Source organism: Flavobacterium sp. AC267 (assembly GCF_979258715.1).
Genome location: NZ_OZ409875.1, coordinates 2,602,593 through 2,628,014 on the forward strand (window position 1 = coordinate 2,602,593; position 25,422 = coordinate 2,628,014).

General features: G+C 32.3%; 28 protein-coding genes and 1 pseudogene. 4 read left to right on the forward strand and 25 right to left on the reverse strand.

The genetic code is table 11. The features are described from left to right. The first annotated feature begins 27 nt into the window (after positions 1-27). Positions 28-2,661, forward strand: a complete 2,634-nt coding sequence (locus ACZZ95_RS13640; RefSeq protein ID WP_463469456.1) for a valine--tRNA ligase — start codon at positions 28-30, stop codon at positions 2,659-2,661. A gap of 139 nt (positions 2,662-2,800) precedes the next feature. Here ACZZ95_RS13640 and ACZZ95_RS13645 read toward each other — a convergent pair whose 3' ends face one another. The 8 genes from ACZZ95_RS13645 to ACZZ95_RS13680 form a co-directional block, all read right to left on the reverse strand. Further along, positions 2,801-3,046 carry a putative polyvalent protein kinase domain-containing protein gene (locus ACZZ95_RS13645; RefSeq protein WP_463469457.1) on the reverse strand — a complete coding sequence of 82 codons (246 nt, stop codon included), beginning with the start codon at positions 3,044-3,046 and terminating at the stop codon, positions 2,801-2,803. A gap of 190 nt (positions 3,047-3,236) precedes the next feature. Then, complete coding sequence (locus tag ACZZ95_RS13650; RefSeq protein WP_463469458.1) at positions 3,237-3,749, reverse strand: APC family permease; 513 nt, start codon at positions 3,747-3,749, stop codon at positions 3,237-3,239. Beyond that, entirely contained in the window at positions 3,730-4,545 is an 816-nt protein-coding gene (locus ACZZ95_RS13655) for an APC family permease (protein WP_463469459.1), read from the reverse strand. The genes ACZZ95_RS13650 and ACZZ95_RS13655 overlap by 20 nt, the downstream gene beginning before the upstream one ends. 131 nt (positions 4,546-4,676) lie before the next feature. After that, entirely contained in the window at positions 4,677-5,402 is a 726-nt protein-coding gene (locus tag ACZZ95_RS13660) for a DUF4198 domain-containing protein (RefSeq protein WP_463469460.1), read from the reverse strand. Positions 5,403-5,547: 145 nt separating this feature from the next. Beyond that, a complete protein-coding gene (locus ACZZ95_RS13665; protein WP_463471676.1) occupies positions 5,548-5,964 on the reverse strand; it encodes a TonB-dependent receptor domain-containing protein in 417 nt (138 codons plus the stop codon). Next, positions 5,961-6,863 (reverse strand): TonB-dependent siderophore receptor, encoded by a 903-nt coding sequence (locus tag ACZZ95_RS13670; RefSeq protein WP_463469461.1) that lies wholly within the window; start codon positions 6,861-6,863, stop codon positions 5,961-5,963. Before ACZZ95_RS13670 ends, ACZZ95_RS13665 begins: the two co-directional genes overlap by 4 nt. After that, the gene (locus ACZZ95_RS13675) at positions 6,820-7,110 is read right to left on the reverse strand and encodes a hypothetical protein (RefSeq protein ID WP_463469462.1); all 291 of its coding nucleotides are present in this window, start codon (positions 7,108-7,110) and stop codon (positions 6,820-6,822) included. Before ACZZ95_RS13675 ends, ACZZ95_RS13670 begins: the two co-directional genes overlap by 44 nt. Beyond that, positions 7,091-7,981 (reverse strand): TonB-dependent receptor plug domain-containing protein, encoded by an 891-nt coding sequence (locus ACZZ95_RS13680; RefSeq protein WP_463469463.1) that lies wholly within the window; start codon positions 7,979-7,981, stop codon positions 7,091-7,093. The genes ACZZ95_RS13675 and ACZZ95_RS13680 overlap by 20 nt, the downstream gene beginning before the upstream one ends. Before the next feature lie 210 nt (positions 7,982-8,191). Between ACZZ95_RS13680 and ACZZ95_RS13685 the strand changes: the two genes are divergently transcribed. Further along, positions 8,192-9,352 (forward strand): MFS transporter, encoded by a 1,161-nt coding sequence (locus ACZZ95_RS13685; RefSeq protein ID WP_463469464.1) that lies wholly within the window; start codon positions 8,192-8,194, stop codon positions 9,350-9,352. A 114-nt stretch (positions 9,353-9,466) separates the two neighbouring features. Here ACZZ95_RS13685 and ACZZ95_RS13690 read toward each other — a convergent pair whose 3' ends face one another. The 5 genes and pseudogenes from ACZZ95_RS13690 to ACZZ95_RS13710 all read right to left on the reverse strand — a co-directional run bounded on the left by ACZZ95_RS13690 (position 9,467) and on the right by ACZZ95_RS13710 (position 14,460). Further along, positions 9,467-9,970 (reverse strand): DUF6265 family protein, encoded by a 504-nt coding sequence (locus ACZZ95_RS13690; protein ID WP_463469465.1) that lies wholly within the window; start codon positions 9,968-9,970, stop codon positions 9,467-9,469. A 494-nt stretch (positions 9,971-10,464) separates the two neighbouring features. Then, positions 10,465-10,971 (reverse strand): hypothetical protein, encoded by a 507-nt coding sequence (locus tag ACZZ95_RS13695; RefSeq protein WP_463469466.1) that lies wholly within the window; start codon positions 10,969-10,971, stop codon positions 10,465-10,467. Between the two features lie 53 nt (positions 10,972-11,024). Then, positions 11,025-11,501, reverse strand: coding sequence for a DUF6265 family protein (locus ACZZ95_RS13700; RefSeq protein ID WP_463469467.1), 477 nt, complete (start codon positions 11,499-11,501; stop codon positions 11,025-11,027). A 277-nt stretch (positions 11,502-11,778) separates the two neighbouring features. Then, a pseudogene (locus ACZZ95_RS13705) lies at positions 11,779-14,084 on the reverse strand (type IA DNA topoisomerase). A gap of 124 nt (positions 14,085-14,208) precedes the next feature. Beyond that, positions 14,209-14,460, reverse strand: coding sequence for a DUF3997 domain-containing protein (locus ACZZ95_RS13710; protein WP_463471677.1), 252 nt, complete (start codon positions 14,458-14,460; stop codon positions 14,209-14,211). Positions 14,461-15,453: 993 nt separating this feature from the next. On the opposite strand from ACZZ95_RS13710, the gene ACZZ95_RS13715 reads away from it, so the two are divergent. Next, positions 15,454-15,831 (forward strand): GreA/GreB family elongation factor, encoded by a 378-nt coding sequence (locus ACZZ95_RS13715; RefSeq protein WP_463469468.1) that lies wholly within the window; start codon positions 15,454-15,456, stop codon positions 15,829-15,831. Between the two features lie 137 nt (positions 15,832-15,968). Here ACZZ95_RS13715 and ACZZ95_RS13720 read toward each other — a convergent pair whose 3' ends face one another. The 10 genes from ACZZ95_RS13720 to ACZZ95_RS13765 all read right to left on the reverse strand — a co-directional run bounded on the left by ACZZ95_RS13720 (position 15,969) and on the right by ACZZ95_RS13765 (position 21,899). Then, positions 15,969-17,225, reverse strand: a complete 1,257-nt coding sequence (locus tag ACZZ95_RS13720) for a T9SS type A sorting domain-containing protein (RefSeq protein WP_463469469.1) — start codon at positions 17,223-17,225, stop codon at positions 15,969-15,971. Continuing rightward, positions 17,161-17,676, reverse strand: coding sequence for a hypothetical protein (locus ACZZ95_RS13725; protein WP_463469470.1), 516 nt, complete (start codon positions 17,674-17,676; stop codon positions 17,161-17,163). The genes ACZZ95_RS13720 and ACZZ95_RS13725 overlap by 65 nt, the downstream gene beginning before the upstream one ends. A 176-nt stretch (positions 17,677-17,852) precedes the next feature. Further along, complete coding sequence (locus ACZZ95_RS13730; protein WP_463469471.1) at positions 17,853-18,125, reverse strand: hypothetical protein; 273 nt, start codon at positions 18,123-18,125, stop codon at positions 17,853-17,855. Between the two features lie 272 nt (positions 18,126-18,397). Then, positions 18,398-18,736 (reverse strand): SRPBCC family protein, encoded by a 339-nt coding sequence (locus ACZZ95_RS13735; protein WP_463469472.1) that lies wholly within the window; start codon positions 18,734-18,736, stop codon positions 18,398-18,400. Then, positions 18,705-18,893 (reverse strand): hypothetical protein, encoded by a 189-nt coding sequence (locus ACZZ95_RS13740; RefSeq protein ID WP_463469473.1) that lies wholly within the window; start codon positions 18,891-18,893, stop codon positions 18,705-18,707. Before ACZZ95_RS13740 ends, ACZZ95_RS13735 begins: the two co-directional genes overlap by 32 nt. Before the next feature lie 276 nt (positions 18,894-19,169). After that, positions 19,170-19,463, reverse strand: a complete 294-nt coding sequence (locus ACZZ95_RS13745; protein WP_463469474.1) for a hypothetical protein — start codon at positions 19,461-19,463, stop codon at positions 19,170-19,172. Between the two features lie 351 nt (positions 19,464-19,814). Beyond that, complete coding sequence (locus tag ACZZ95_RS13750; protein WP_463469475.1) at positions 19,815-20,423, reverse strand: hypothetical protein; 609 nt, start codon at positions 20,421-20,423, stop codon at positions 19,815-19,817. Between the two features lie 183 nt (positions 20,424-20,606). After that, entirely contained in the window at positions 20,607-20,873 is a 267-nt protein-coding gene (locus ACZZ95_RS13755; protein ID WP_463469476.1) for a hypothetical protein, read from the reverse strand. Positions 20,874-21,077: 204 nt separating this feature from the next. Continuing rightward, a complete protein-coding gene (locus ACZZ95_RS13760; RefSeq protein ID WP_463469477.1) occupies positions 21,078-21,449 on the reverse strand; it encodes a hypothetical protein in 372 nt (123 codons plus the stop codon). Between the two features lie 96 nt (positions 21,450-21,545). After that, entirely contained in the window at positions 21,546-21,899 is a 354-nt protein-coding gene (locus ACZZ95_RS13765; RefSeq protein WP_463469479.1) for a hypothetical protein, read from the reverse strand. A 139-nt stretch (positions 21,900-22,038) separates the two neighbouring features. Between ACZZ95_RS13765 and ACZZ95_RS13770 the strand changes: the two genes are divergently transcribed. Beyond that, a complete protein-coding gene (locus ACZZ95_RS13770) occupies positions 22,039-22,368 on the forward strand; it encodes a hypothetical protein (RefSeq protein WP_463469480.1) in 330 nt (109 codons plus the stop codon). Positions 22,369-23,007: 639 nt separating this feature from the next. Here ACZZ95_RS13770 and ACZZ95_RS13775 read toward each other — a convergent pair. Both ACZZ95_RS13775 and ACZZ95_RS13780 read right to left on the reverse strand, forming a co-directional pair. Next, positions 23,008-23,562: a hypothetical protein gene (locus ACZZ95_RS13775; protein ID WP_463469481.1), complete on the reverse strand. Its 555-nt coding sequence runs from the start codon at positions 23,560-23,562 to the stop codon at positions 23,008-23,010. Further along, positions 23,529-25,310 (reverse strand): NACHT domain-containing protein, encoded by a 1,782-nt coding sequence (locus tag ACZZ95_RS13780; protein WP_463469482.1) that lies wholly within the window; start codon positions 25,308-25,310, stop codon positions 23,529-23,531. Before ACZZ95_RS13780 ends, ACZZ95_RS13775 begins: the two co-directional genes overlap by 34 nt. Positions 25,311-25,422 lie beyond the last annotated feature (112 nt).

Consider the following 25,422-nt stretch of genomic DNA (forward strand, 5'->3'; position numbering starts at 1 on the left):
CAGTTAAACGAATAAACAACCTAATAAATGACAATTCCAGCACAATTTGACGCTAAGACGATCGAGAACAAATGGTATGAGTATTGGATGAAAAACAATTATTTTCATTCAGAACCAGATCATAGAACACCTTATACAATTGTAATTCCGCCGCCAAACGTCACTGGAGTCCTTCACATGGGACATATGTTGAATAATACTATTCAGGATGTTTTAATTCGTAGAGCGCGACTTAAAGGTTTCAATGCCTGCTGGGTTCCGGGAACGGATCACGCTTCTATTGCTACTGAAGCAAAAGTTGTAGCAAAATTAAAAGCGGAAGGAATCAATAAAAACGATTTAACACGCGAAGAATTCTTAAAGCACGCTTGGGAATGGACAGATAAATACGGAGGAACAATCCTTGAACAGCTTAAAAAATTAGGTGCTTCATGCGATTGGGAACGTACCAAATTTACAATGGATCCGGATATGTCTGCATCTGTAATTAAATCATTTGTTGATTTGTATAACAAAGGATTAATCTACAGAGGTTACCGTATGGTGAACTGGGATCCAGAAGCCAAAACAACTTTATCTGACGAAGAAGTAATTTATGAAGAACAACAAGGAAAACTATTTTTCTTAAAATATAAAATTGAAGGTTCAGAAGATTTCTTGACGATCGCTACGACACGTCCTGAGACTATCTTTGGAGATACTGCAATCTGTATCAATCCGAATGATGAACGTTTTACTCATTTAAAAGGTAAAAGTGCCATCGTTCCTATTTGTGGTCGTGTAATTCCAATTATCGAAGACGAATATGTGGATGTAGAATTCGGAACAGGATGTTTAAAAGTAACTCCTGCGCACGATATGAACGATAAAACGCTTGGAGAAAAACACAATCTTGAAATCGTTGATATTTTTAATGAAGATGCTACACTAAATAGTTTCGGATTACATTATCAGGGAAAAGATCGTTTTGTGGTTCGTACTGAAATTGCAAAAGAATTGGAAGAGATCGGCGCTTTGGCGAAGACCGAAATCCATTTGAATAAAGTTGGAACATCTGAAAGAACCAAAGCGGTAATCGAACCAAGATTATCTGACCAATGGTTTTTGAAAATGGAAGATTTAGTAAAACCGGCAATTAAATCAGTTTTAGTTGATGGAGATATTAAATTACACCCAAAACGTTTCGAAAATACTTACGCGCATTGGTTAAACAATATTCGCGATTGGAATATCTCTCGTCAATTATGGTGGGGACAACAAATTCCGGCATATTATTACGGAGACGGAAAAGAAGATTTCGTAGTGGCTGAAAACATCGAAGAGGCGCTAAAATTAGCTCAGGAAAAAACATCTAACAACTCACTTACAACATCTGACTTAAAACAAGATGTTGATGCCTTAGATACTTGGTTCTCTTCTTGGTTATGGCCAATGTCAGTTTTTGGTGGAATAATGGATCCAGAAAGTGAAGATTTTAAATATTACTATCCAACAAATGACTTGGTAACAGGTCCGGATATTTTATTTTTCTGGGTTGCGAGAATGATTATTGCAGGTTACGAATATGCAGGCGAAAAACCATTTACAAATGTGTATTTAACTGGTTTGGTTCGTGACAAACAACGTCGCAAAATGTCTAAATCATTAGGAAATTCTCCTGATCCTTTAGACTTGATCGAAAAATTCGGGGCAGACGGAGTTCGTGTAGGATTGCTTTTAAGTGCTTCTGCAGGAAACGACATTATGTTTGATGAAGAATTATGTCTTCAGGGAAAATCATTTACAAATAAGATTTGGAATGCATTTAAATTGATTAAAGGCTGGGAAGTTTCAGAAACTATTGCACAGCCAGAATCATCAAAAGTGGCAGTCGAATGGTACGAAGCTAAACTACAGCAGACTTTAGTTGACATTGAAGATAATTTTGAGAAATACAGAATTTCAGATTCATTAATGGCAATCTATAAATTGGTTTGGGATGATTTCTGTTCTTGGTTCTTAGAAATGATCAAACCAGCATACCAACAGCCAATTGACAGCGTGACTTTCGCGAAAGCGATCGAAATGTTAGAAAGCAACTTGAAGTTATTGCACCCATTTATGCCTTTCTTGACAGAAGAAATCTGGCAGTTAATTGCAGAAAGAACACCAGAAGAAGCTTTAATAGTTTCAACTTGGCCAGAATTGAAACCATTTGATGCTAAATTAATTGCTGATTTTGAAAATTCAATTGAAGTGATTTCTGGAATTAGAACAATTCGTAAAGACAAAAATATTCCGTTTAAAGACAGCATCGAATTGAAAGGTATTAACAGCGAAAATGTTTCTACTTATTTTGATTCAGTGGTAACGAAATTAGGAAACGTTTCTGCTTTTGAATATGTTTCTGAAAAAGTTGACGGCGCATTATCTTTCCGTGTAAAATCAAATGAATATTTCATTCCGATTACAGGAAATATCGACGTTGAAGCAGAAATTGCAAAACTGACAGAAGAATTAAACTATACTAAAGGATTCTTGAAATCTGTAGAAGCAAAACTTTCAAACGAGAAATTCGTAAACGGAGCTCCAGAAAAAGTCCTAAATATAGAAAAACAAAAACAAGCCGATGCTTTAGCAAAAATCGCTACAATTGAGCAGAGTTTGGCTGGTTTGAAGTAAGAAATTATCAAATTAAAATAGATTATTATCCTAACAGGTTTTAAAAACCTGTTAGGTATAAAATAGAAAGCCCGACAGATTCAAAAATCTTGTCGGGTTTGTTTTTAAATAAGTTTAATAAATACAAATTGCTGTATTTTTAATTTTCGTAGAAATTATCTTTGATATAAAAAACTGTATCTATAAATTGAAGTATACCATTTTCGGTTAATACATTTTCGTCGTGAAGATCTTCAAGAATAATTCCTAAGTCAGGATTGTAATAATCATTATTCTTAGTATAATTATCAAGGTTAATATCTAAAATCCAAAGATTATATAAATCAATAAATTGTTCTAAAGTCTCTTTTTCTTGTTTTATGAAATGCTTGAATCCTTCAACCATCGAACCATTGAACTTGAGCTTTGGCTTCTTTTAAGGTAACTGGCAGTTGCTTGGATAATTGTTCCATGCTTAACTTCGCTCTTTCCTGAAATGATAAGTTGTAATTCATATTTCATATAATAAAATGCAAAAGTATTATATGTTATTTATAATATCAAATACGGAGTTGGTTTGTAATCTTGTATTATAATTATCTCTTCCTCAAAACCCAAAACAAAGGATAAGAAATTGCTGTAATTCCTAAAATGACTAGGAAACTTTTGGGATCGCTGTAAATAAAACCCAACAACAAAGCAATAGACATTATTATAGCAATTATAGTTGTCCACGGATACCAAAATGAACGATAAGGTCTTGGTAAATCTGGCTCTGAAGTTCTTAGCTTTAAAAGTGCGAAATAGGCCAGTCCCCAAACGATAATGGAAATAAAAGCGACGAAAGTAAACAGCATTTCAAAAGAACCAATACAAATCAAAAACAAGCTGAAAAGTGAGGAAACTAAAAGGGCTATAATTGGTGTACCGCCTTTATTAATTTGAGTTCCTTTTTCGATAAAAAATCCGTCACGGCTTAGTCCATAAAGAATTCTTGGCGGAATCATCATAAAAGCGTTTAAAATACTAATTAAAGAGAAAATCGAAATTGCCGTAACGATTACAGCGCCATTTTCTCCAAAAATAATTTTAGCAACATCTGCGTGCAAGATTTGATTTGGCTAAAGTTTCGATTGGTAAAACATGAAAAAAAGCGGCGTTTACCAAAACATAAATTGCCACAACTAATACCACGCCGCTGTATAAAGATTTCGGGATATTTTTATTTGGATTTTCATTTTCCTCGGCAAAAAAGCAAACGCTGTTCCAGCCATTATAAGTTCCGATTATTAATTGTAACGACTTGAAAAATCCGAATAATAATCCAATTTGAAAAACAGAACTGTCTGTTTTTATTGCTGGAACTTCAACACCAGTATACATAAAACACGCCACAACCAAAGACACAAAACAAATCACTTTTAGGAAACTGGTAATTTGCTGAATCGCACTTCCGTTTTTAACGCCGCTTAAATGCAGTAAAACAAAGGCGACTAAAAGCGAAATCGCCATTACGGTTGAATAATTAGCCAAAGATGGAAATAAAATAATAATATATTCGCTGATTACGATGCAGTAAAATGCAGGCGGAATAGCATTTACAATATAATCAAACCAGCCAGAAAGAAAGCCGGCGTATTCGCCAAAAGCTCTTTTAATGTAATTGTAAGATCCTCCCGCTTTTGGTAACATAGTAGCCAGTTCTGCATACGAATTAGCACCCAGCAAAACATAAAAACCGCCAAAAAGCCATGAAGCAATTATGAGCCAGTAGTTATTAAGCATTTCTGCTATTGTTCCAGGTGTTCTTAAAATTCCAACTCCTATTGTTCCTCCAATTAATACGGCAATATTAAAACTTAGGCCTAAACTTTTCTTTAATTGGTTTTTGGTGGAATCTGACATTGGTGGAATTTGTTTGAATTAATTTTGGATGTAAAAGTAAGTAAAAAATAGAGCTTTCATAACACAAAAAAACCTCGCCGTTAAGCGAGGTTTTTAAATTGAAATTAAATATAAGAATGAATTTTTCTAAATTATTTTACTGCAATTTGGTAAGTAGCCATTTTCCAGATTTCGTCATATTTTTTTCCGTTATGATCTCCTGAAGCTTTTTCAGTATGAGCATATTCTACCATGTAGTTTCCAGACCAGATTGGTGTAAAAGAGAATTCTCCTTTATCGTTTGTCCATAATTCTTTTTCCCATCCGTTTGGAGCAATTACTTTGATTTTTGTTTCCTTAGCAGATGCACCGTCGTAGATAGCAAATCCAGTTATTTTTTCATTCTTTTTAGCAACATCTGCATTTTCAGAAAATAAACCAATTTGGTTTTTATTTGCTGTTGCATAGTTTCCAGAAGCTTTGTTTCCAACTACCACAGTTGCGCTTGAGTTATAGTCTAAAACCATCGTTCCGTAAACATCTTTTACTTTGTGGTGCATCACGATAGTATATACTCCGTCTTGATCTGGTGTAAAGAAAGCTTGAAATTTATTGTCTAAAGCTTTTGAAGTAAGTGTAGTCTCTTTTTTTGATGGAGAAATTACCACTAAAGTGAAATCTTTTAAATCAGAAAACCATTTGTCGGTTTTTGTAATATCGTTATCAGAAAACTCTCCAAAGTAAACCGAGATTTCCTGAGCTTTTCCTTTTGTTCCAGTTGCTTTTGTTTCGATCCAAAGTGCGTGAGCAAAAATTTGCGGTGCGACAAAAAGCATTAGGAATAAAAAAGTTATTGTTTTTAAAGTATTTGACTTCATAAGATCAAGTTTAAAATTATTAGATGATATTTTTTACAAACATAACTCTTATTTAGAATAATTAAAAATAAAATCTCAAAAAAAACCTCGATTCCATTTAATTAGTTTATGGTTATCGAGGCTTTTTTTGAGATTTAAAGGTTATCTAGAATTTGTAAGCAAAGCTTGCCACAACATTTCTAGGTTTTTGCGGGTTTACGGTTGACCATCCTCCGTTGAAATAATCTTTATTCGTAATATTATTTACGTTTAAGCTCACACGGAATTTAGCTGTGTTATAGAAAACAGAACCATTAATCACAGTATATTCAGGAAGAATAAATTTTCCGGTAACATTGCTGTCCAAGATAGCATTGTCGCTGGCATAATTTCCTCCAAAACCAAGACCGAAATTTTCTAAAGCGCCTTCTTCAAATTTATAAGTTGCCCAAAGATTTACTAAGTTTTTAGGACCAGCCCAGAAAGGTCTTTTTCCTTGATCCAGCCAAACGTTATTTTCATCTCCTTTTGTAATTTTGCTTTCATTATAACTGTATCCAGCGATAATACTTAAACCTTTTATTGGTGCAAGAGATTCAAATCAAATTCAAAACCTTTGCTGTTTGCTTCACCGCCCTGCGAGCTGTACATTGGGTTGCTTGTTACTAAATTAGCGACATTAATATCGTAATAACTCATGGTTGCCGTTAATTTATTTGAAAACAAATCTGCTTTAATTCCAGCTTCTAATTGATTAGCATGTTCTGGTTCGAAAGTTTGAGATCCAACAAAATTTCCATCGGTATCATAAATTGCTGATGGAGCAATATTTCTGAAACCGTTCATGTAATTAGCAAATACAGACAATTGATCTTTAATGGGCTGGTAAACAACTCCAAATTTTGGAGATAATGCTGTTTGTGTGTAATTATCAGTATCTGTTTTGATATTTCCTTCTGTATCAAAATAATCTACTCTTAAACTTGCCATTGCTAATAAAGTAGGAGTGATATTTAGTACATCTGATGCGTAAGCACTGTAAGTAGCATCTTTAGAATTGTAATTTGGGCCAGGTTCTCCTGCTAATAATTTATCTACTGAAGTTTGAGTTAGATTGTATGGATTTTGATCATCCAATTGTCTTACTTCGCCTTGAGCGGTAACATTGTACAATTTGCCATAACCAGAACCTCCAAACATAAGATTACGGTCAAAATAATCTACGCCGACAACGAGACGATTTCTCATATTTCCGATTTTAAAATCGCCAATAAAATTCTGCTGAATATCAGTTGTTGCGGTTTGAGAATTTTCTTTTGTGATCCATAAAGCAAAATCACGGTTTCCGTCTTCATTATCATAAATATAAGAATAGTATCCTTTTGATTTAGATGAAGTTCTAGAAAGAACCGTTTGCGATGTCCATTGCTCAGAGATTTTATAAGTCATTTGTCCTTGCAAATTGAATCTCGGATTTTTCATCGGGAGATCGTTGCTGTAAAAAGACAAATCGGTTTTGTAATTTAGATCGGCTAAATCGGTGAATTGCGGCTGGAGCATCTCTTCCTAAAAACAACATTGAAGGTGTTGTTTTTTCTTCCGACATAAATTCAGTATTAATCAAGAAAGACAATTTGTCGTTTACTTTGTAAGATAGGGAAGGAGCCACAAAAATTGAAGTGCGGAATCCCGCATCCTGAAAACTATTTTCAGTTTGATATGCTCGCATTGATTCTAAAAAGCACATCATTATTATCGTCCAATGGCGTATTGATATCTGCCGTAACTCTGTTTAAACCAAAACTTCCGGCCAGATAAGAAACCTCACCGCCAAAACCGCTGTAAGGCTTTTTAGTAACCGTATTAATAAGTCCGCCGTAGCTGACCAAACTGCTTCCAAACAAAGTTCCAGATGGGCCTTTAATAACCTCAATTCGCTCAATATTTGCAGGATCTAATGTTCCGCTTGTAACGCCGGGCAAACCGTTTACAATATTCGCCTGAACTTCAAAACCACGCAAGGAATAATAAGAACCTCCGTCGCCGCCACGACCTGTAGATTCCCATAATTTCTGAATTCCGGGAACATTTTTCAAAGCATCTTCATAATTGGTAATCGCTTGTTCTTTCATCAATTCAGCTGAAACGATATTATAAACTTGTGGATTTTCAACGTTTTTAAGAGGCATTCTCGAAACGTATGTACTTTGTTTCGGAAAAGCTTTTCCTCGGTTATTCGTTATAATAACTTCTTGCAATTGTTTATTAGAAACCGTTAATCGTAAATTAAGTGAGGCAGTTTCATTTGCCGTAACAATTACCTCTTGTTCTAATGTCTCGTACCCAGTTAAGGAAACTTGAACGATGTAGTTATTTGGTTTTACTCGATTAAATTCAAAAGCACCTTCTTCATTGCTGATTGTGCCGTATTTTGAATTTTTAAGAATGATATTTACCCCAACAGCAGACTCGCCGTCAGATGTAGTAATAAAGCCTTTAATTTTTCCTAAATTTTGCTGGGCAAAAATAGTACAGCTAAATAGGAACAGCATACAGATTGTGGTACTAATCTGCTTGATGCTGGATTTTGAATAATTCATGGTAATGTCTTTTTTTTGGATTAAATAGTTTTGTTATTTAGAATAAGTAAAAACAAGGCAAAAGTAGAAATTATTATTATTTTAACAATTTTTATTTTTTATGATTTGGGTATGAAATTGTTAAATCTGGATTTTATTTCTAATCTAGGGAAGAGTTGTGGTTAAATAAAGTTTTAAAAGGCTTAATTTTGCAGTCTGAAAAATGACTTCATGATTTTACCTTTCTTCAAAAAAATTAAAGACACACCCAGAGGATATCGTATTGCAAATACGGTGTTTTTCTTCCTTTCAGGATTTGGATATTCTTCATGGGTTTCACGAATTCCGCACATACAAGCACAATTACAATTGTCTGAAGCACAATTTGGAGCCGTTTTATTTGCATTCCCAATTGGATTAATGCTTACAATGCCGTTTACAGGAAAATTACTGAATAAATACAGCAGTCGTTACATCATGTTATTAGGTGCTATTATGTTTAATATTGTGCTTTCGCTTCCTGGTTTGGTCGCGTTCGTATGGCGACTGGTAATTGTACTTTTGATCTTTGGAGCTTCGCGTAACATTTTCAATTTATCGATTAATGCACAATCCCTTGAAGTGCAGAAATTATATCCGAAATCTATTATAACACGTTTTCATGCGGTGTGGAGTATTGCCGTTTTCGCAGGAGCTGGTTTGGGTTATGTAATGGTAACACAGAAAATTGCACCATCGCATCATTTATTAGGAGTTAGTGTTTTTATGCTGGCGCTTACGGCTTGTTTTTACCCTATGAGTATTCATAACGAACCCGTACCAGTTAAAAAGAAGTTTTTCTCAATGCCTGAAAAAAATCTGATTAAGTTTTCGTTAATCTGTTTTGTGTCAATGGCATGCGAAAATACCATGTACGATTGGAGCGGTATTTATTTTGAAAACATATTGAAGGCTTCTCCAAAATTAACCAGTGCGACATTTGTATTTTTTGCATCAGCAGTAACTTTAGGACGTTTGTTTGGAGATTACGGTGTAATGAAATTTGGAACTAAAAAAATCCTGCTTTACAGTGGTATTTTGATCACTTTAGGATTTGGTATTTGTTTTGTCCTGCCGTATGCTTATCCCACTATTTTCGGTTATGTTTTAATCGGATTTGGGGTTTCTTGCGTTGTTCCTTTGGTATTTAGTATTGCGGGAAGATCTTCAAAAATGAGCGACGGTTCTGCTTTAACTTCTATTTCTACAATTGGTTATTTGGGCTTTTTACTGGTACCGCCAATGGTTGGTTTTATTTCTGAATATCTAAGTATGAAATGGGCCTTTCTAATTATGGCGCTTTTAGGTATTCTGATGATTTTTATGGTGAATAAAATCGGGGAGAATGAGTGAGTTTTTTTTGAGGTGCTGAGATGCTGAGGTACTGAGGTTCTAAGTTTTTTTTCTTCTTTTTTGTTTCTCGTAAAGATGAAGATTTGTTGTTGTGAAGTTGTTTTGGATGAAAGACTAGTATCGTTTTTTCATGACAAATTTCTCGGTATAAGGTTTTCCTTTTTTCAAACCTGAAATTTCTGCAATCAGCGAATCTTTTTCGATTAGATTATAAATGATTTTGTTTGGAAAATCGTGTTTTGGATTCTCAAACACAATTTGATCAGCTGTTGCTGAGGTCATTTCAAAACGTACGGGTAATTCTTTATTCTGTCCCGGAACGGTTACAGTGTAAGCTAGTTTTCCATTTGCTTCTTCCAAACGGACATTTTCTGCAAAAACGGTATCTTTTTCGCCCACAACAAAATACGATTCACCTAAATAAACCGAATCATTTTCTTTTTTCCATCTTTCTGTTAATTCACCATCTGCCGATTTATTTCCCCATTCCCCAAGAAACCATTTGGCTTTTGCAAGATTAGGATAGGTTTTTATAGGAGCTTCTGTTTTGGTTTCTTTTTTACAAGAACTTAAAACTAAAACCATTACAACGGAAAATAAAAAGCTTTTTAATTTCATGATTCTTTTATTAGAAATATAGATCTATTCAAATATAAAATAATTATTTGATTAGAAGTTTGTTAGGATTTCAATTTTTAAAGCTTCTTTTATTTTTGCGACAATTTTTAAAGCTTCATTCCTATCATTTGCAAAATACAAAGTCAGGTATTTTTCGTTATAATCAAATAAATTTATTTTAACTGTTCTTTCCGTTATTGTTGTTCCATCGCATCACTTACTGGGAGTGAGTGGTATTTATTTTGAAAACATATTGAAGGCTTCTCCAAAATTAACCAGTGCGGCATTTGTGTTTTTGCATCAGCGGTAACTTTAGGACGTTTGTTTGGAGATTACGGTGTGATGAAATTTGGAACTAAAAAAATCCTGCTTTACAGTAGTATTTTGATCACTTTAGGATTTGATATTTGTTTTGTCCTGCCGTATGCTTATCCCACTATTTTAGGTTATGTTTTAATCTACTTTCGAGATTACATTAGTGATTAGGAGAAAATTTAATTTTTGAAATCAACAATTAAACAGAATCCTAACATTAAAATTCCAGATACTAGAAGAATTTTAGTGTACTTTTTGTCTGTAAGATCTCCGCATCTTTTTTCAAAATTACTTTTATATCGATACATTTTCCCTCTTCCAGTTTCATATGGAATAAATTCTCTTTTATTTTTATTCCAAAATATTAATCTGATTAAATGATATTGAAAGAAAGTTAATAATGGAAGTATGGAAATAAAAGAATTGTTGATGAAAAAGGCAATTGATAATAGCAACCATATTATTGAAAAATAAATATTTCTAAATCTTAACCCAAAAGGAGAAGAAATAGTTTGTATGCCAATAATCCAAGAAATCAAAAATGAGGCTCCAAATTTGTCTGCTGGTTTGTATTTAAGTATATATATGTAATACAATAGGGCGATTATATATAAAAATAAATATAAAATATCTGAAAGAATTAGTTTTCTAACCTCTAATTTTCCAATGATAAATTTTCTTTTCATTCTTCTATTCTACAATATACAAAATCTGATTTGAAAATTATTTAAAAAGAATATTACTTCTTCGTCATCACAAACTTCTCCGAACTCAATTTTCCATTCAATTTTCCAGAAATTTCTGCTGTCAAAGTATTATTGGCACCTTTTGTATATGTGATTTTTTGAGGATAATCGTGTTTAGCGTTTTCAAAAACCAATTGTTTGTCAGATCCTGCAGTTGAAAGAAAATCAATGGCTTTATCTTCATTTTGTCCTTTTACGGTAGCAAAATAAGTCAGGTTTTCGCCTTTTTGAGCCAAAACAATATTTTCAAAATGTAAAGTGTCTTTTCCTTTAATAAAGTAAGAAGAAGCGCTGAAAGTACTATCATTTAACTTTTGCCAGTTTTCGGTTAAAACACCTTCAGTTGAAGTATTTTCCCAGTTTCCAATAAGCCAGTCGGCGATTTTAATTTTATCTTTTTCAACGGTTTCTTTTTTCTGGCAGGAAACAAAAGCTATTATAAGTGCAATAAGAGTAATTTTCTGAAACATATTTTTTGAGTTTTTTGGTTTTGTAACGAGCTACTAAAGTAGGAAAAATTTTGTTGTCACAAATTACACTAATCTTCACGAATTATTTTTATATATATTGTCGATATTGGCCACAAATAAAGAGGATTTTTTTTTCACGCAGATTCTGCAGATTTAGGCAGATTTATTATGATTTGGATTATATAAATCTGCGTGAAAAAAAATTAGTGAAAATTAGTGTAATTCGTGGCAAAAAGCACAGTTAAAAAAAAATCTTTTTAATCTGCGGCTAAAAAAACTAAACACTTCCCTCTAAAATGGAGTAAACCAATTCCTTAGTCGGTTTTTGATCTTTTAATTTGGCTCTCACTTCATCAAAAGTAACTTTAAAATCACAGCCTGATTTATATTCAGAACAGCCATAGGCGGTTTTCCCTTTTAAGATGGTTCCTTTTTTGCATTTAGGACACAGTAAAGAATCTGATGTTTCTTTTTCTGCTGATTTTGGAACCGTTTTCTTTGGTTCTAATTTCAGTTTGTAATTTTCTTCAAATCGAATTAAACCTTCAACAGTTCCAGAATCGGTTTTAAAGCCTTTTATATTTACGGTTGAACCTTTTTGAACTAATCTTAAATATTGACTTTCAGTGATTTTTTTATCGGCAAAAACATACGGAAGCACAAAGTCACAACCCGATTTATATTCAGTCGCATCCAAAAGCCGATTTTCCTTTTATAAAATTCCCTTTTTGGCATTTCGGACACGTTTCTGCCAAAATTCCTGCGGCTTTCTTTTTCTCTGCTTTTACAACTGGTTTTTGAACCGTTGCGGCATGCGAAATATTGGCGTGTTTTGTTTCACTTCTTACTTCATAAACCAAAGCTTCGACCATTCGCTTCATATTTTTGATAAAAGCAGCGACTGTAAACGTACCTTTTTCAATATCTTTCAATTGCTTTTCCCAAGAACCGGTAAGCTCTGCTGATTTTATCAATTCGTTCTGAATCGTATCAATCAACTGAATTCCGGTTGGAGTAGGTAAAACCTGTTTTTTGTTTCGAACAATATATTGTCGCTTAAAAAGCGTTTCGATAATATTCGCACGCGTTGACGGACGCCCGATTCCGTTTTCTTTCATCAGCTCGCGTAAATCTTCGTCGTCAACCTGTTTTCCTGCGGTTTCCATGGCGCGCAGTAAAGTTGCTTCTGTAAAATAATTGGGCGGTTTGGTTTCTTTTTGAAGGAAAGATGGTTCGTGCGGGCCTTTTTCGCCCACGACAAAACTTGGCAGTAAATCGGGTTCTTTTTCTTTAGCATTCGGATCTTCAAAAACGACACGAAATCCCTTTTTTATAATTTCTTTTCCTGTGGCTTTAAAAGTCACATCGGTCGCTTTTCCTATAACTGTAGTATTGGCAACCAGACAATCGTCGTAAAAGACCGCAATAAAACGTTTTACGATAATATCATACACCTGCTGTTGGTTGTACGGCAGATTAATTTCTATTCCCGTCGGAATAATTGCGTGGTGATCGGTTACTTTTTTATCGTTAAAAACCTTTGGTGATTTTTTTATTTTTTTTCCCAAAAGCGGTTCTGCTAAATGAGCATAATGCGTTAGTTTTTGCAAGATGCCTGGGACTTTCGGATAAATATCTCCCGGCAGAAAAGTCGTATCAACTCTGGGATAAGTAATCGCTTTCTGCTCGTACAAAGTCTGTGCAATTTTAAGCGTTTCTTCTGCCGAAAATCCAAATTTCTGATTGCAGTAAACTTGTAAACCCGTTAAATCAAATAGTTTTGGTGCATATTCGTTTCCGTTTTTTTTGTCAACAGAAACAATTTCGAAATCACTTTCTTTGACTTTTTCTGCCAAAAGTTCTCCGTCTTCTTTTTTCAGGAAACGGCCTTCTTCGTAACTAAAAAGTGTTTCTCTGTACAAAGTCTGCAATTCCCAATACAGTTGCGGTTTAAAATTTTCGATTTCTTTAAAACGATCTACAACCATCGCCAATGTTGGCGTCTGCACGCTGACCGATTGACAAAACTTGTTTGTAACCGCCATGTTTTACGGTATACAAACGCGTAGCATTCATTCCGAGTAACCAGTCGCCAATTGCTCTTGAAAATCCCGCATAGAATAAATTATCGTAGTTTTCAGAGGGTTTTAGATTGTCAAAACCTTCTTTTATAGCCTCAGTTGTAAGTGATGAAATCCATAAGCGTTTTATTTCGCCTTTGTAATGCGCTTCATTCATAACCCAGCGCTGAATCAATTCTCCTTCCTGCCCGGCATCCCCGCAGTTTATAACCAATTCGGCTTTGTCAAAAAGAGTTTTAATGATTTTAAACTGTTTTTGAATTCCAGAATTCTGAACAACTTTGGTTTCGAATTTGTCAGGAAGCATGGGCAGATTGTTCAAATCCCAGCTTTTCCAGTGCGGTTTGTAATCGTTAGGTTCTTTTAAAGTACATAAATGCCCAAAAGTGTAGGTTACGGCATAACCGTTTCCTTCATAATATCCGTCGTGTTTGGTATTGGCGCCCAAAACGGATGCGATTTCGCGTGCTACACTTGGTTTCTCAGCAATACAGACCTTCATTCTTTCTTTTCTTATTGAAGAGCGAAGTTAGGATTTTTTTTTGGTTTGCCACAAAGGCGCGGGGACGCTAAGGTTTTTAAACTTAAAATGGAATTTGTAATCGAAATCAAAATCAAAATACATTTTAATTAGGAAAAGTTAAGTCAAATGTTGGTTTTTTAATGGAAAGTTCTTGGCATTTCTTTTCAAAATCAGTTTTGTCAAACGGACCAAATACAGGTTTGTCTTGAAGAAAATTTAAAGTTCTTTCGATGATGTAATAGTTGGTTACTTTTAGATTTATTTTTTCTGTGGAGTTTTCTACAAGAGGGTGCTGTTTCGAAAAAATATATTTTGAATTGTAACCAACGGCAAAAATATACGCAGGAATTAATATTTCGCCTTTTTTTTAAAGATCTGGATTCGTGTAGATCAACCCAGATAACTTCGTAACCGTCAACAATAGTATCGCTTCCGTTGTCATATAAACTGAAGCAGGAAGTAAGTGAAATTGATAGTAAAATACTGTAAATGAATTTTTTCATCCGTTTAATTACAAAGTAAAGTTTCGAATTTTATATTCTAAGATTAGGAAAGATTAAGTTAAAGAGATCGCGTATAATCGCCTGCAAACTGATTGGATTGTGCGACTAAAATAAAGTTGAAAATTAAAAGGAATGCGGTAATTAATAGTTTCATTGGTTGTGGTTTAGAAATTGTTTGAAAACGTATTAAATGCTTTTTTTCAAAAGTAACTCCTTTAAAATCAATTTCCTTACGGAAAGACGTAATCGCTAAATTTTCATTGAGATTTAAATATTATGTGCTTTCCTATTTTATTCTAAACAGAATATTTATGTAATTTTTCTCTCTTTTTTTGCTTTGTAATTTTTAACTTCGCCAGTAAATCAAAAACATGGAAAAATTAATTGGAGGTTTTGAAATTGGACTGTTCTTATGGCAGTTATTTCTTATCGTACTTTTTGTGGCAGTGATTTACTTTATATATAAAGTGTATAAAAAAATAATGTAATAATTAATCGAAAGTCTAACAGTTCCCGTTTTTACTTTTTTATAAGAAAAAATTTGTATATTGCAATCAGATTATTCTTATCATGGTAACTGCAAATTTTTATTTAGTAAACAGCTGTTTAATGTGCTTGATGTGCACATTGCTGTATTTGCATGATGATACTTTCTTAAAAAACTCAAAGGAGTTTATTACTTGTGCCCTGTCACAACTCTAGACAGGGATCCTTCCATTATTTTTTATAGTTTATTTATTTAATCTTCAATTTTTATTGCAGATATGACAGCATTGAAAGTAATACGCTATTCAGTGAAGAGTTGTATGTCGTAACCAATATAAAATGGAGGAAACAAGAAAGTTATGTCACAAAATATTATATTAACAACAGGAACATACGATTTAATTAAAGATCACGTAAGAAGAAAAAAAGTAACAATACAAGAAGAAGAATTGTTGCTGAACCAATTGAAACATGCCACTCAGGTATTGAGAAAAAATCTGCCTGAAGATATCGTTTCGATAAACCGAAAAGTAACCTACAAAGACCACATGAATAATGAAGAGAAAACAATTCTTCTAGTTGGTCCTGAGAAGGCAAAAGCAAGTAAAAATAAAATTTCTGTTCTTTCTGATGAAGGTATTGCGCTAGTGGGTTACAAAGTTGGCGATCTAATAGAATGGCCAGCTAAAAAAGGAAATTTAAAATTAGAAATTTTAAAAGTAGAAGAGGTGGCTTAGTATTGTTTCTTCTTTCGCTTTAAGTTAGTAAGCATCCCAAAAAGGTTTTTCTTTTTGGGATGCTTTTTTTAGAATAAAATTTAAGAATTTAGATTTTATATGAATATGAAGATCATGCAAAGCCTCCTTTACATATTTTACTCTACCATAATTTTAAAAGCTTTACTTCCTGAAGTCTTAAGCAAATAGATTCCTTTAGGTAAATTGTTTACATTGATATTTGCTTTTCCGTTTTCTATTTTTACAGATTTCACTTCCTTTCCGCCGATGTCGTATAATAATGCATTTCCGTCAATGCTGGAGCTTTCGATATAAAAAACGCCCTCTTTTACAGGATTAGGATAAGCTGTAAAATGCTGTTTATTGGGCTCAGCGATTCCCAGCGAACCAGTACGTGATTCATATGCACCTAAATCGATAATTATTTCGTTAATTCTGCTTTTGCCTGATAAGTCCAAGCTCCCCAAAAACGCAGTATCGTATAATGTATTATTACCTTTATTTACAGCACTTCCTCCTTCTAGAAGAGTATAATCTTCTGTCGAAGGACTTTTAAAAATTTGAGTATCTGTAATTCCTGTAGCATCAATATTACCATTAGAAGTATCTTTTAGACCTAAAAGAAGCGAATTTTTAAAAGTAAATGGAGTTCCAAAATACATTGGTACAAGCAATTGAGCCCAAACAATAGAATTGGTAAAGTTTACAGCTTTGTCGTCAAAAGTAAGAGCATTTACACCACTATTTACAAAAGTACTATTGATGATATTCACAGTATTATCTACAGTACTGTATATTTCATTTCCTTCGGTTTGTGCAGTATTATTTGCAAAAAGACTATTTGCAATTAAAACATTACACTTGTTATTAATTGTTAAAGCGCCGCCATAACGTGCGGCCGTATTTTTTAGAAAACTACAATTGTATATTTTAATCGTGCAATTAAGAACACTATAAATTGCGACACCTCCATTATTTCCAGTTGAGTCACGGGTCGAAATGTTTTTTAGGAAATTACAATTTGTAAAAGTTACGGTTGAAAGCTCATTATAAACTGCACCGCCATCTTGACCGCTGTTTTCAAAAAAATTAGAATTCGTAATAATAGTTGTAGAACGGCGATTGGATAGTGTACTAATAAGCGAAATATTTTTTTCAAAAGTACAATTTGTTATGGTTGGCGAACTTTCAGAGTTGCTTATAGCACCGCTTTTATTATTGTTGAAAGTACAGTTTACAATTTTTGGATAACCAGAATAATTGTAAATTCCACCCCCTCCGCCGGCTGTAGCTTCATTGGCGGTAAAAATGCAATTGGATATAGTAAGATCAGAGCCCAAGTTGTTTATTCCGCCTCCGTTCGCCGCTATTATCGCTTTTGTCAACAACGGCATATCCTTCCGTTATAGTAAAACCATCTAAAATAGATGCCGACGTTAAATAGGTAGTTTTAATAACAGAGTTTCTAAGCCCTCTTAAAATACTAATATTAGTTTTTAAATCACGCTGGCTAAGGTCATTTTCGGTTCCTGCAAATCCTCCGTAAATTTTCACATCTCTTTTTAAGATAAAAGAAGCACCAAACATTGGAGTATAACTTCCCGAAGACACCCATATTTGAACAATAGCGGGATTAGTACTTTCTATGGCAGTTATCAATTCTCCTAATGCATTATTCCAAGAAGAGCCATCGCCATTGCTTCCTTTTTTTACATACAAAATACCTTTTGCATCTGGTGTTGGACCAGCAAAAAAACGAATAGTTTTAGCATTTAAAGTATTTTGATTGACAAAAAAAAGTAAGAGAAAAAAAGTAAAAGATAGAATAGGTAGTTTTTTAATCATATTTGTTTTTTGGATTTAGAGTTCTTCAAATATATACAATTCAGAATGATAAGCATACTTTAATTTGATCCAAAATTTATGTCAAAAGAAAAATAGAAATACTGGAATTGTTTCTATAGGTTTCATTTGCAGTACTAATACAGATTTTTTGTTTGTTCTTGTGCCAGCGTACATTATCATTTCATTCCAGTTTCAAGATAATTTTCAAAACCTCCGTTATATATTTTTTCGACCCAAATTTTAAAATCTGCGGTGTTTTCAATTATATACGTTTTGGAATTTTCTTTATTCAGATTTTTTATGATTTTGATTGTTTCTCCATTTTTTATTCTGTCGTTTATTCGATGAAGATTATTTGCGCAGAATTTAAAAGGAGACAAAGTATCATATTCTGATGAGTTGTGGAGATACAGAATCTCGGTTTCTGCATTATAAAAATTATATCCCATTTTAACTGTAATAAATTAAACATTAAATATGATTAATGTCATTATAAAAGCTCCTAAAAATAAAACGCCAATCATATGATTTCGATTACTATTATCATCTCTTTTTTTATTACTTCCGCTTGGTGACCAGAAACTTGAAAATGTTCTAAAATCATTGTCGTTTAGCGGCTGTGGTTAAATTGAAATAAAGAAATCGCGCTGAAGCTCCCAAAAATTCCAGAATAATGCGGCCTGATATAATTTCAAAAGGATCCATTTTCGTTATTAAAAATTTAATTATTAATCATAGGATTCAAATTCTCATCCTTATTACGTAAATCCAAACCTCCTTCAAAAACCGATTTAAGATTCGTCAAATAAAAATGCCAGCCGTTTGCACAGCCCAGTCTAATATATTGTTTCGAATTTTCATCTGTTGGAATATTATGATGACAAAGTTCTACGATCGTATAGCCGTTGCTTTTGCTCAACTTTACATCTACCAGACAAGTTCCTTCAAATGTAAATTGCAATTGATCTTTTCCATTGGCGACAGTAATTTTTCCCAACATGGGATCAGCGTACAAATACCAAAACCATTCATATGTACTGCCTGCTCGCAACTGCCTCATCTTTGCTTATTGGTTTTTGATTAGCATCAAAAAAAGATACCTTTTCGAGAAACCATTTTTCTAATTCCTCAGCAATTGTCCAAGCATTATAAATGGCACTGATTTCAGCTTTAATGGCTATTTTTTTGGTGAAAGATGTCCAGTCGAAGTTTTCCATGGTTTTAATTTTTCACTATTTACAAATAAAGGATTAAATTCTGTCTGAAACAGAGATTGTTTTTTTATTTTCTGTTTACCAAATTTAAGTAAATTATGAAAGTATTAATTGATGATTTTCAGATTGGATTGCTTTGCTATGGCAAATATTTATTTTTATATTTTTAGTAGTTGTACTATATTTTATCTACAAACTGTTTAGAAAAGTACGTAATTGATACGTCGCTAGTGGCAACACTTCGAAAAGCGGGGTTTATAAAACTTTGAAATTGTCATTCTACTTGGATATTTTATAAAATGTCATGTCTCGCTTTATTGTCGGTGTAACAATGTTTATTTCTAAATTTGGTGTAAAATGCGTAGTAGCCCAAACAATTTTTTCATTTGTGTCTGTTATGCGATAAAAGATCCAAATCTTATTATATTGACAATTGTCATCTTTGATATTTCTTGCAATTTCTTGAAGAGCGGCAATATCAATTTTTTTATTTAAACTAACTTCAATATTATTTATGCTTAAGTTTGGATTTGGTGTCTCTTTCGTTACTTCCCAATTTATATCTTCTGGCATATTAGACTTGCAAGATATACATAGCAAAAGAAGAAAAAGAATACTATTTTTTTCATGACGTGAGAGTTTAATATGACCTGCTGTTAACTTTATTCTCAAAAGTAATTCATTGCAGGGTATTTTTCTTACGGAAAACCGTAACTCTCAAAAAAAAAAAAATCTACAGGTAAAACGCAATAGAAGCAAAGCTAAAAAAAGTTATTTGTCCTATTCCACAAACTCTACGATAGTGCTTCCTGTTATAATTTCAAAGGAATCCATTTTGAAATAGTATTTAGCTTAATTATTAATCATTGTATTCAATTCTCATTCCTATTGCCTAAAGTCGCGCTATCGGTTTTTAAACTATTTTTACGAAACGAAACTAAAGCCATAATAAACAGCTTCAAATATTGTCAATGAAATAATCCATTTTAATTCTTCTTCGTCGGTTGTGTTAAGAGATAGTATTAGAGTAGTAGGAGGTGGAACATCGCGAAAAACCATTGTAGATCTCAACTCGCCTCGCACACGACGCATTTTTTTACCCATGTTTTTTCTATCTGAGTTTTTCCGAATCACGGTCGCTTCTCCTGATCTGAATTCTACTTTAAAACTATTTTGTGCATTATTTCGATTACACCTTCCAATTTGTTTGTTTGCGCCATCTAGTATTTCAAAATGCTTCGTTATTTTTCCTAAATAGACATCATTAAAGAAGAAAAGTTTTTCTTCATTTTTAAATTCGCAATAGACTTTAAAATCTGTAGTGTTTGCCAATATTCTGCTGTTTACAAAAAGACCTCTGTCTATCCTTTGAAACGCAATAATTGGCAAACCGTCATTAGTATTAATAACGCCAGTTAATACACTTGACATGCTTTTTACGAAAGAATAATCCATGTCGTTTGTGACATTTTTTAACGAATCGTGTTTCCATTCTATAATATCTTTCTTTAAAATATTTACTTTTTCCTGCATTTGCAATTTTTCCTTTTGCAAAAATTCAGGTGATTTTTTTGTAAACTGATGTACAACAAAAAGGACTAAAACTATAAATCCGGCGAAAATCAGCATAGGCTTGTATTAGGATAAAAATTAGGAATGGTTTATTAGCAGTTGACGTTTTACGACTTGGTGCGACTTCAAAATATCTTATATATTTTAAGAAAGCTTTTCTAATCTTACAATTTGATAAATAGCATGATTTTTTAAAGATAAAGAACGCGCAATTTCTGGAATATCTTGCATGTTGGCTTCACAGATATAGCCAAATTCTAACTCTGAAACGATCTTAGAATGTTCTGAAATTATTTTGCCTAATTCTGCATCAGCTTTATAAAGTTCGATATAAACCAAATATAAACTATCCGAATACTCATTTGGAGTACCAATATTTTTAATGAGTTGTTTGTAATCCTTATTTTCCATTTGTTGAAAGTTTTAAGTTTTCAATTTGATTTTATTACAAAAGGTTATTTTTTATAAACTCCCGTAGATCGGATTCGTACACTTTGCCCGTAATATTGGTTTGTTCTTTGTTGTAAATATAAACAAAAAGCTAAAAGATTTTTCTAGCTTTTATTTTGATAATTATATTTGCGACCACTTGAGGGCACGGATTAGAAATGTGTGCTATCTGGCTTTTGAATTGGTCTTTTTATAATATGGGAAAACCCAAAAGTCATACCCATCAGGAATATATGTTCTGCGACCTTCTGTTTTACAAATAGTAAACGAACGAATCACATTTTCATAAGTAGTTTTATTGCTAAATTTTAAGTGAATTCCTTTGTTTGTATCTTCTGCCTTGATTATTTTTTGAATTTCTAGTTGAAAACGATTTAAGACACTGTCATCGTATTTTTCATTTCCATTTAATTCCACTGCAATAATAGATTTCTTTTTTACATATTCTTCTAAAGTAATTCCAAATGTTTTTTCCAGCTCTTTATCCCGATAACCAATATAGGTCGCTTTTTCATCAAATGTTTTGTTTCGTAGCATCCACAAAAAGCAGGCACAAATGAAAACGACTGGGAAAACAGTGAGAATATAAATTGATTTTAGTTTCATTGGATTATCATTAAATAGTATAATGTTTTAGTCGCACAATAAAGTATCAAATTCTATATGAAGCTGAGTTGTCTCATCGCTTACATTGACCCATTTAAAATTTCTTAAAACATACGCATTTCCTCCATCTATAGTAACCCATTCATCAATTCCTTTTGCTCCATTTCTTAGATCGTCTTTTGCTGTCAGTCCAATAGGAGCAGTATAGCTTCTGTTTTTTGTCAAGTATTTACAATTATTTATTTCAATTTCTGATTGTGAAATGTACTTTGATTTTGTTAAAGATGGAAGAGTATTATTTACTTGAAGTGGAGACATCGAAGTACAAGAAGTAAGAAATAAAAATACTCCTAGAAGTTTTATTTTGAGCAGTTTATTCATTTTTGATAGATTTAGTTTTATCAAATATAAGATATTTCGCGTTGGTTTTAATTTCGGTTGTATACAGCCGATTGTATACAATCACTAATAGCGAATCTATTATTTCTAATTTCGTTTCGGAATAAAAAACTAAAAAATCATGGAATCACAAAATAAAGAAATAGGAGAAGAATTATTAGAAATAATGAATAAGGGAAAGTATTTTACCAAGTTAAAAGCAGACCATAAAACAAACAATTCGTTTACGATACCGTTGCAAATATCTTCTTATAACGAATTAAATATGATGGTTTCAGATTTGCTAAAAGCCAGTATTATTCTACTTAATCCTGATGCAAAAGGTTTGTCGAGTTTTACAAACAACAGTGATATTAATGTAATGACGTTGCTCGAAATCGCCCTGCAATTATTACCAGAAGACGAAATGGAATTGCTGGATGATTTGTGTAAGTTGAGTTTTGAAGTTTAATTTTTAGTTGGCGCTAGCGCGAGCGTCCCGCTCGTGACTATTCCTTTTGCGTACACGAGCGGGACGCTCGCGCTAGCGGGCGAAGTCTCCTGACTTCGCACCCGCAATTATTATCCTTTAAGTAAGTTTTCTGTTAAAAATTCAAATATTATGTGTAATACATTTAATATACATTGTTGCTTATTGGAATGGGTACGAAGTCAGGAGACTTCGTACAGCGATCGCGATAGTGACAACACTTCGAAGAGCGGGGTTGCAAATCCGCGCTTGGTTAAACTTATTTATTTGTCTTATCTGCAATTTTTCTCCTAAAAGTAACTATTTCAAAAAAAGTATTGAACGTAGGAGGGTTTTCTATAATTTTTGTATATGATTTAGGGATAATTTTATGAATTATGTCATCTGAAATATTAAGCTGTTTGCAAGCATTGAAGCCAAATTGTAATTCGCTTTGACGTTTTATGAAAGTTTACTTTATTAAATGTAATTAAAAATATTGGTAGATGTAACACTAATAAAGTAAATAAAATCTCATGATTTTTTAAAATATATGTTTTGAAAAATAATATAAAAATTGCGGTAATTAATGCAGTTGTAAATGTGTATATCAACTGGATTCTTTTCGAGATACTTACTGTATCAATTAATCGTCGCTAAATATGGGAATTTTCCAAGTATTTTATTAGGATATAAAATACGGAAAAGTTCTTTTCCTACTTTTAAATGATCGTTAGTAGATATTAGGTTTAATTTTGAAATTAATATTTCTGAGGTGAATGCAATAGTTTCTGGCGAGTGTGTAAAAGATGAAAGATTTATATCTAAAGAATTTGTAATTGAATTCATAATTGCATTATATTCTCCTTTATCTTGTAAAACACTTTCAACAAAATAACTGCTAACCTGATATTCTAAAAATGACTTATGAGCAAACTTAAAGAAATCTTTTCTGGATAATTCATTAACTAAAATACCACAAGATCTTACATCTGTTAAAATTGTTTCTTCAGCATGGGTGCTGTCTTCCATACGCTTTTTTAACGATTCCCGAGGTAATTGTATTGCAGAAGTAGATGATATTAGCTCTTCAGGAAAAGTTTTGTATAATTTTAAAATAATATTTTCTAAGTCGATTTTACTTATCTGATTTGAATAATCATTTAAAAAAAGCATTCCGACGGCAATACCATACATAAAATACTCTCTTTCATTTTCTGATAGAGGGAAAAAATATTTTTACTTTCTTGTCTAGAATATGCATACTTTATAAATTCAGAAATAATAACTGCAGAATTGATTTTATCCCTTATATCCGATAAATTTCTATCTTTCCAAATTACAGCAACTAAATATAAAATGGCTGGTCTTGAAACTAAATCATAAAAATTTAAATTTGCTGAATTAGATAGTATATCTAAAACTTGTTCTCTAGTATTTTCATCAATATTCCTTAAAGCGTCAGTAATTTGGGATTTATTGAACTTTTCTAAATATATGGCTTGACAAAAATGAGAAGCTTCATACGGTTTGTCAATCCCTAAATTAATTTTAAGTTCCTTATTATCAAGAAAAAAATTAGGTCTTCCTGTGATAATGATTTTTGATTCAGGAATTGCAAATTCCCATAATCTTTGAAAATGATTTAGACGCATTTCTCGATCACCTATCATGTCCATTTCATCAAATCCTTCGAAAATTATTAAGAGTTTACCAGCCTTATGTAATTTTAATAGAGATGAAGCATCTAATCTGTAATTAGCTCCCCAAGTCGAAAACATTTCTGTTACATTTAGATTTCTCGGACTTTTTCCTCTTAATTCTAAAAGTATAGGAATTCTATCTCCAAATTTTCTATTTAAAAGCAAATCATAAGTTACTTTTAACGATAATACACTTTTGCCACATCCATATTCTCCTAAAATTGCAAGATGTTTATTTTCAGTTCTTTCATTAAGCCAATTTGATATAAAATGTTTTACATCCCCAATCAAATTACCTTCTTCAGTTTTTCCATTTAGACCAACATAAATTTGCTCAAGAGTAAGATTGCTTCCTGTTGAAATTTCTTTGCCTTTAAACTGTTCAATAATAAAATGCTTATAAGAGGAAAAATCTACTAGATTTTCCAGCATTTCTTTTTCACTTTTCTTAATAATTTCAATTCCATGAATTAAAAAAGTTTGCGAAATAACATCACTGTTTTTAATTGCAATAATATATTTTGAAAATGTAACTTGTTGATTATTAGTGAATTTTAAAAATTGGTTAATTTCATTTTCGCTTGGTTCATCAATAATGCAAAGAATTGCTATATTTTGATTGAATGTACCATATTTCGAAATAAAAACTTTTTCTTCTGAGAAATAATCTTTTTCAAGATTAATTTTATATTGAGAATCAGAAAATGTTAAAAGTTCAAAAACATTTTCGAACCACGGCATTTTTTCTTCTTCATTAATATTAAAAATGTTAAATCTACTATTTTGCTCTACACTACTATGAGGAATTATGAGTTTTTTAGATGATAAAAAATCTCTAAGTTGCAGAAGCGCTTCGTTGAACATGGAAGGATTTTCACTAAGTCGTATTTTATTGAAATGTAATTCACTGACAGGACCATTCCAGTTTTTGTGAAGTTTAGATATGAAATTGATAATTGCTATGAAACAAATTATTGTGAGTAGGTGGTCTCTGAAATCAGTCTGATAAGTAGACAATTTTGTTTTTAAAACTAAATTTGAAGTATTAATTACTGCACTAACATAACCTTCAGAAGAATAAATTTGTATTATAATTGAAGAAAATAGGCCTATTAATAGCATTACTGACATAAAAGCAAATCTTTCTCTAGTGTATTTTTTAAAAATTTTTAAATAAAAAATATAAAGTATACAAGAAATAATGATTATTAGAAGAAGCAGAATTAAGACAGTAGCTAACATAAATGAGTGCTTTTAATTGAAAAATATTTATAGAAAAATAAAAACGAATAATAAGTTTATATAGAATTGTTTCTCTTTTAGAGAAAATCAATATCTGTAAATGAAACAAACA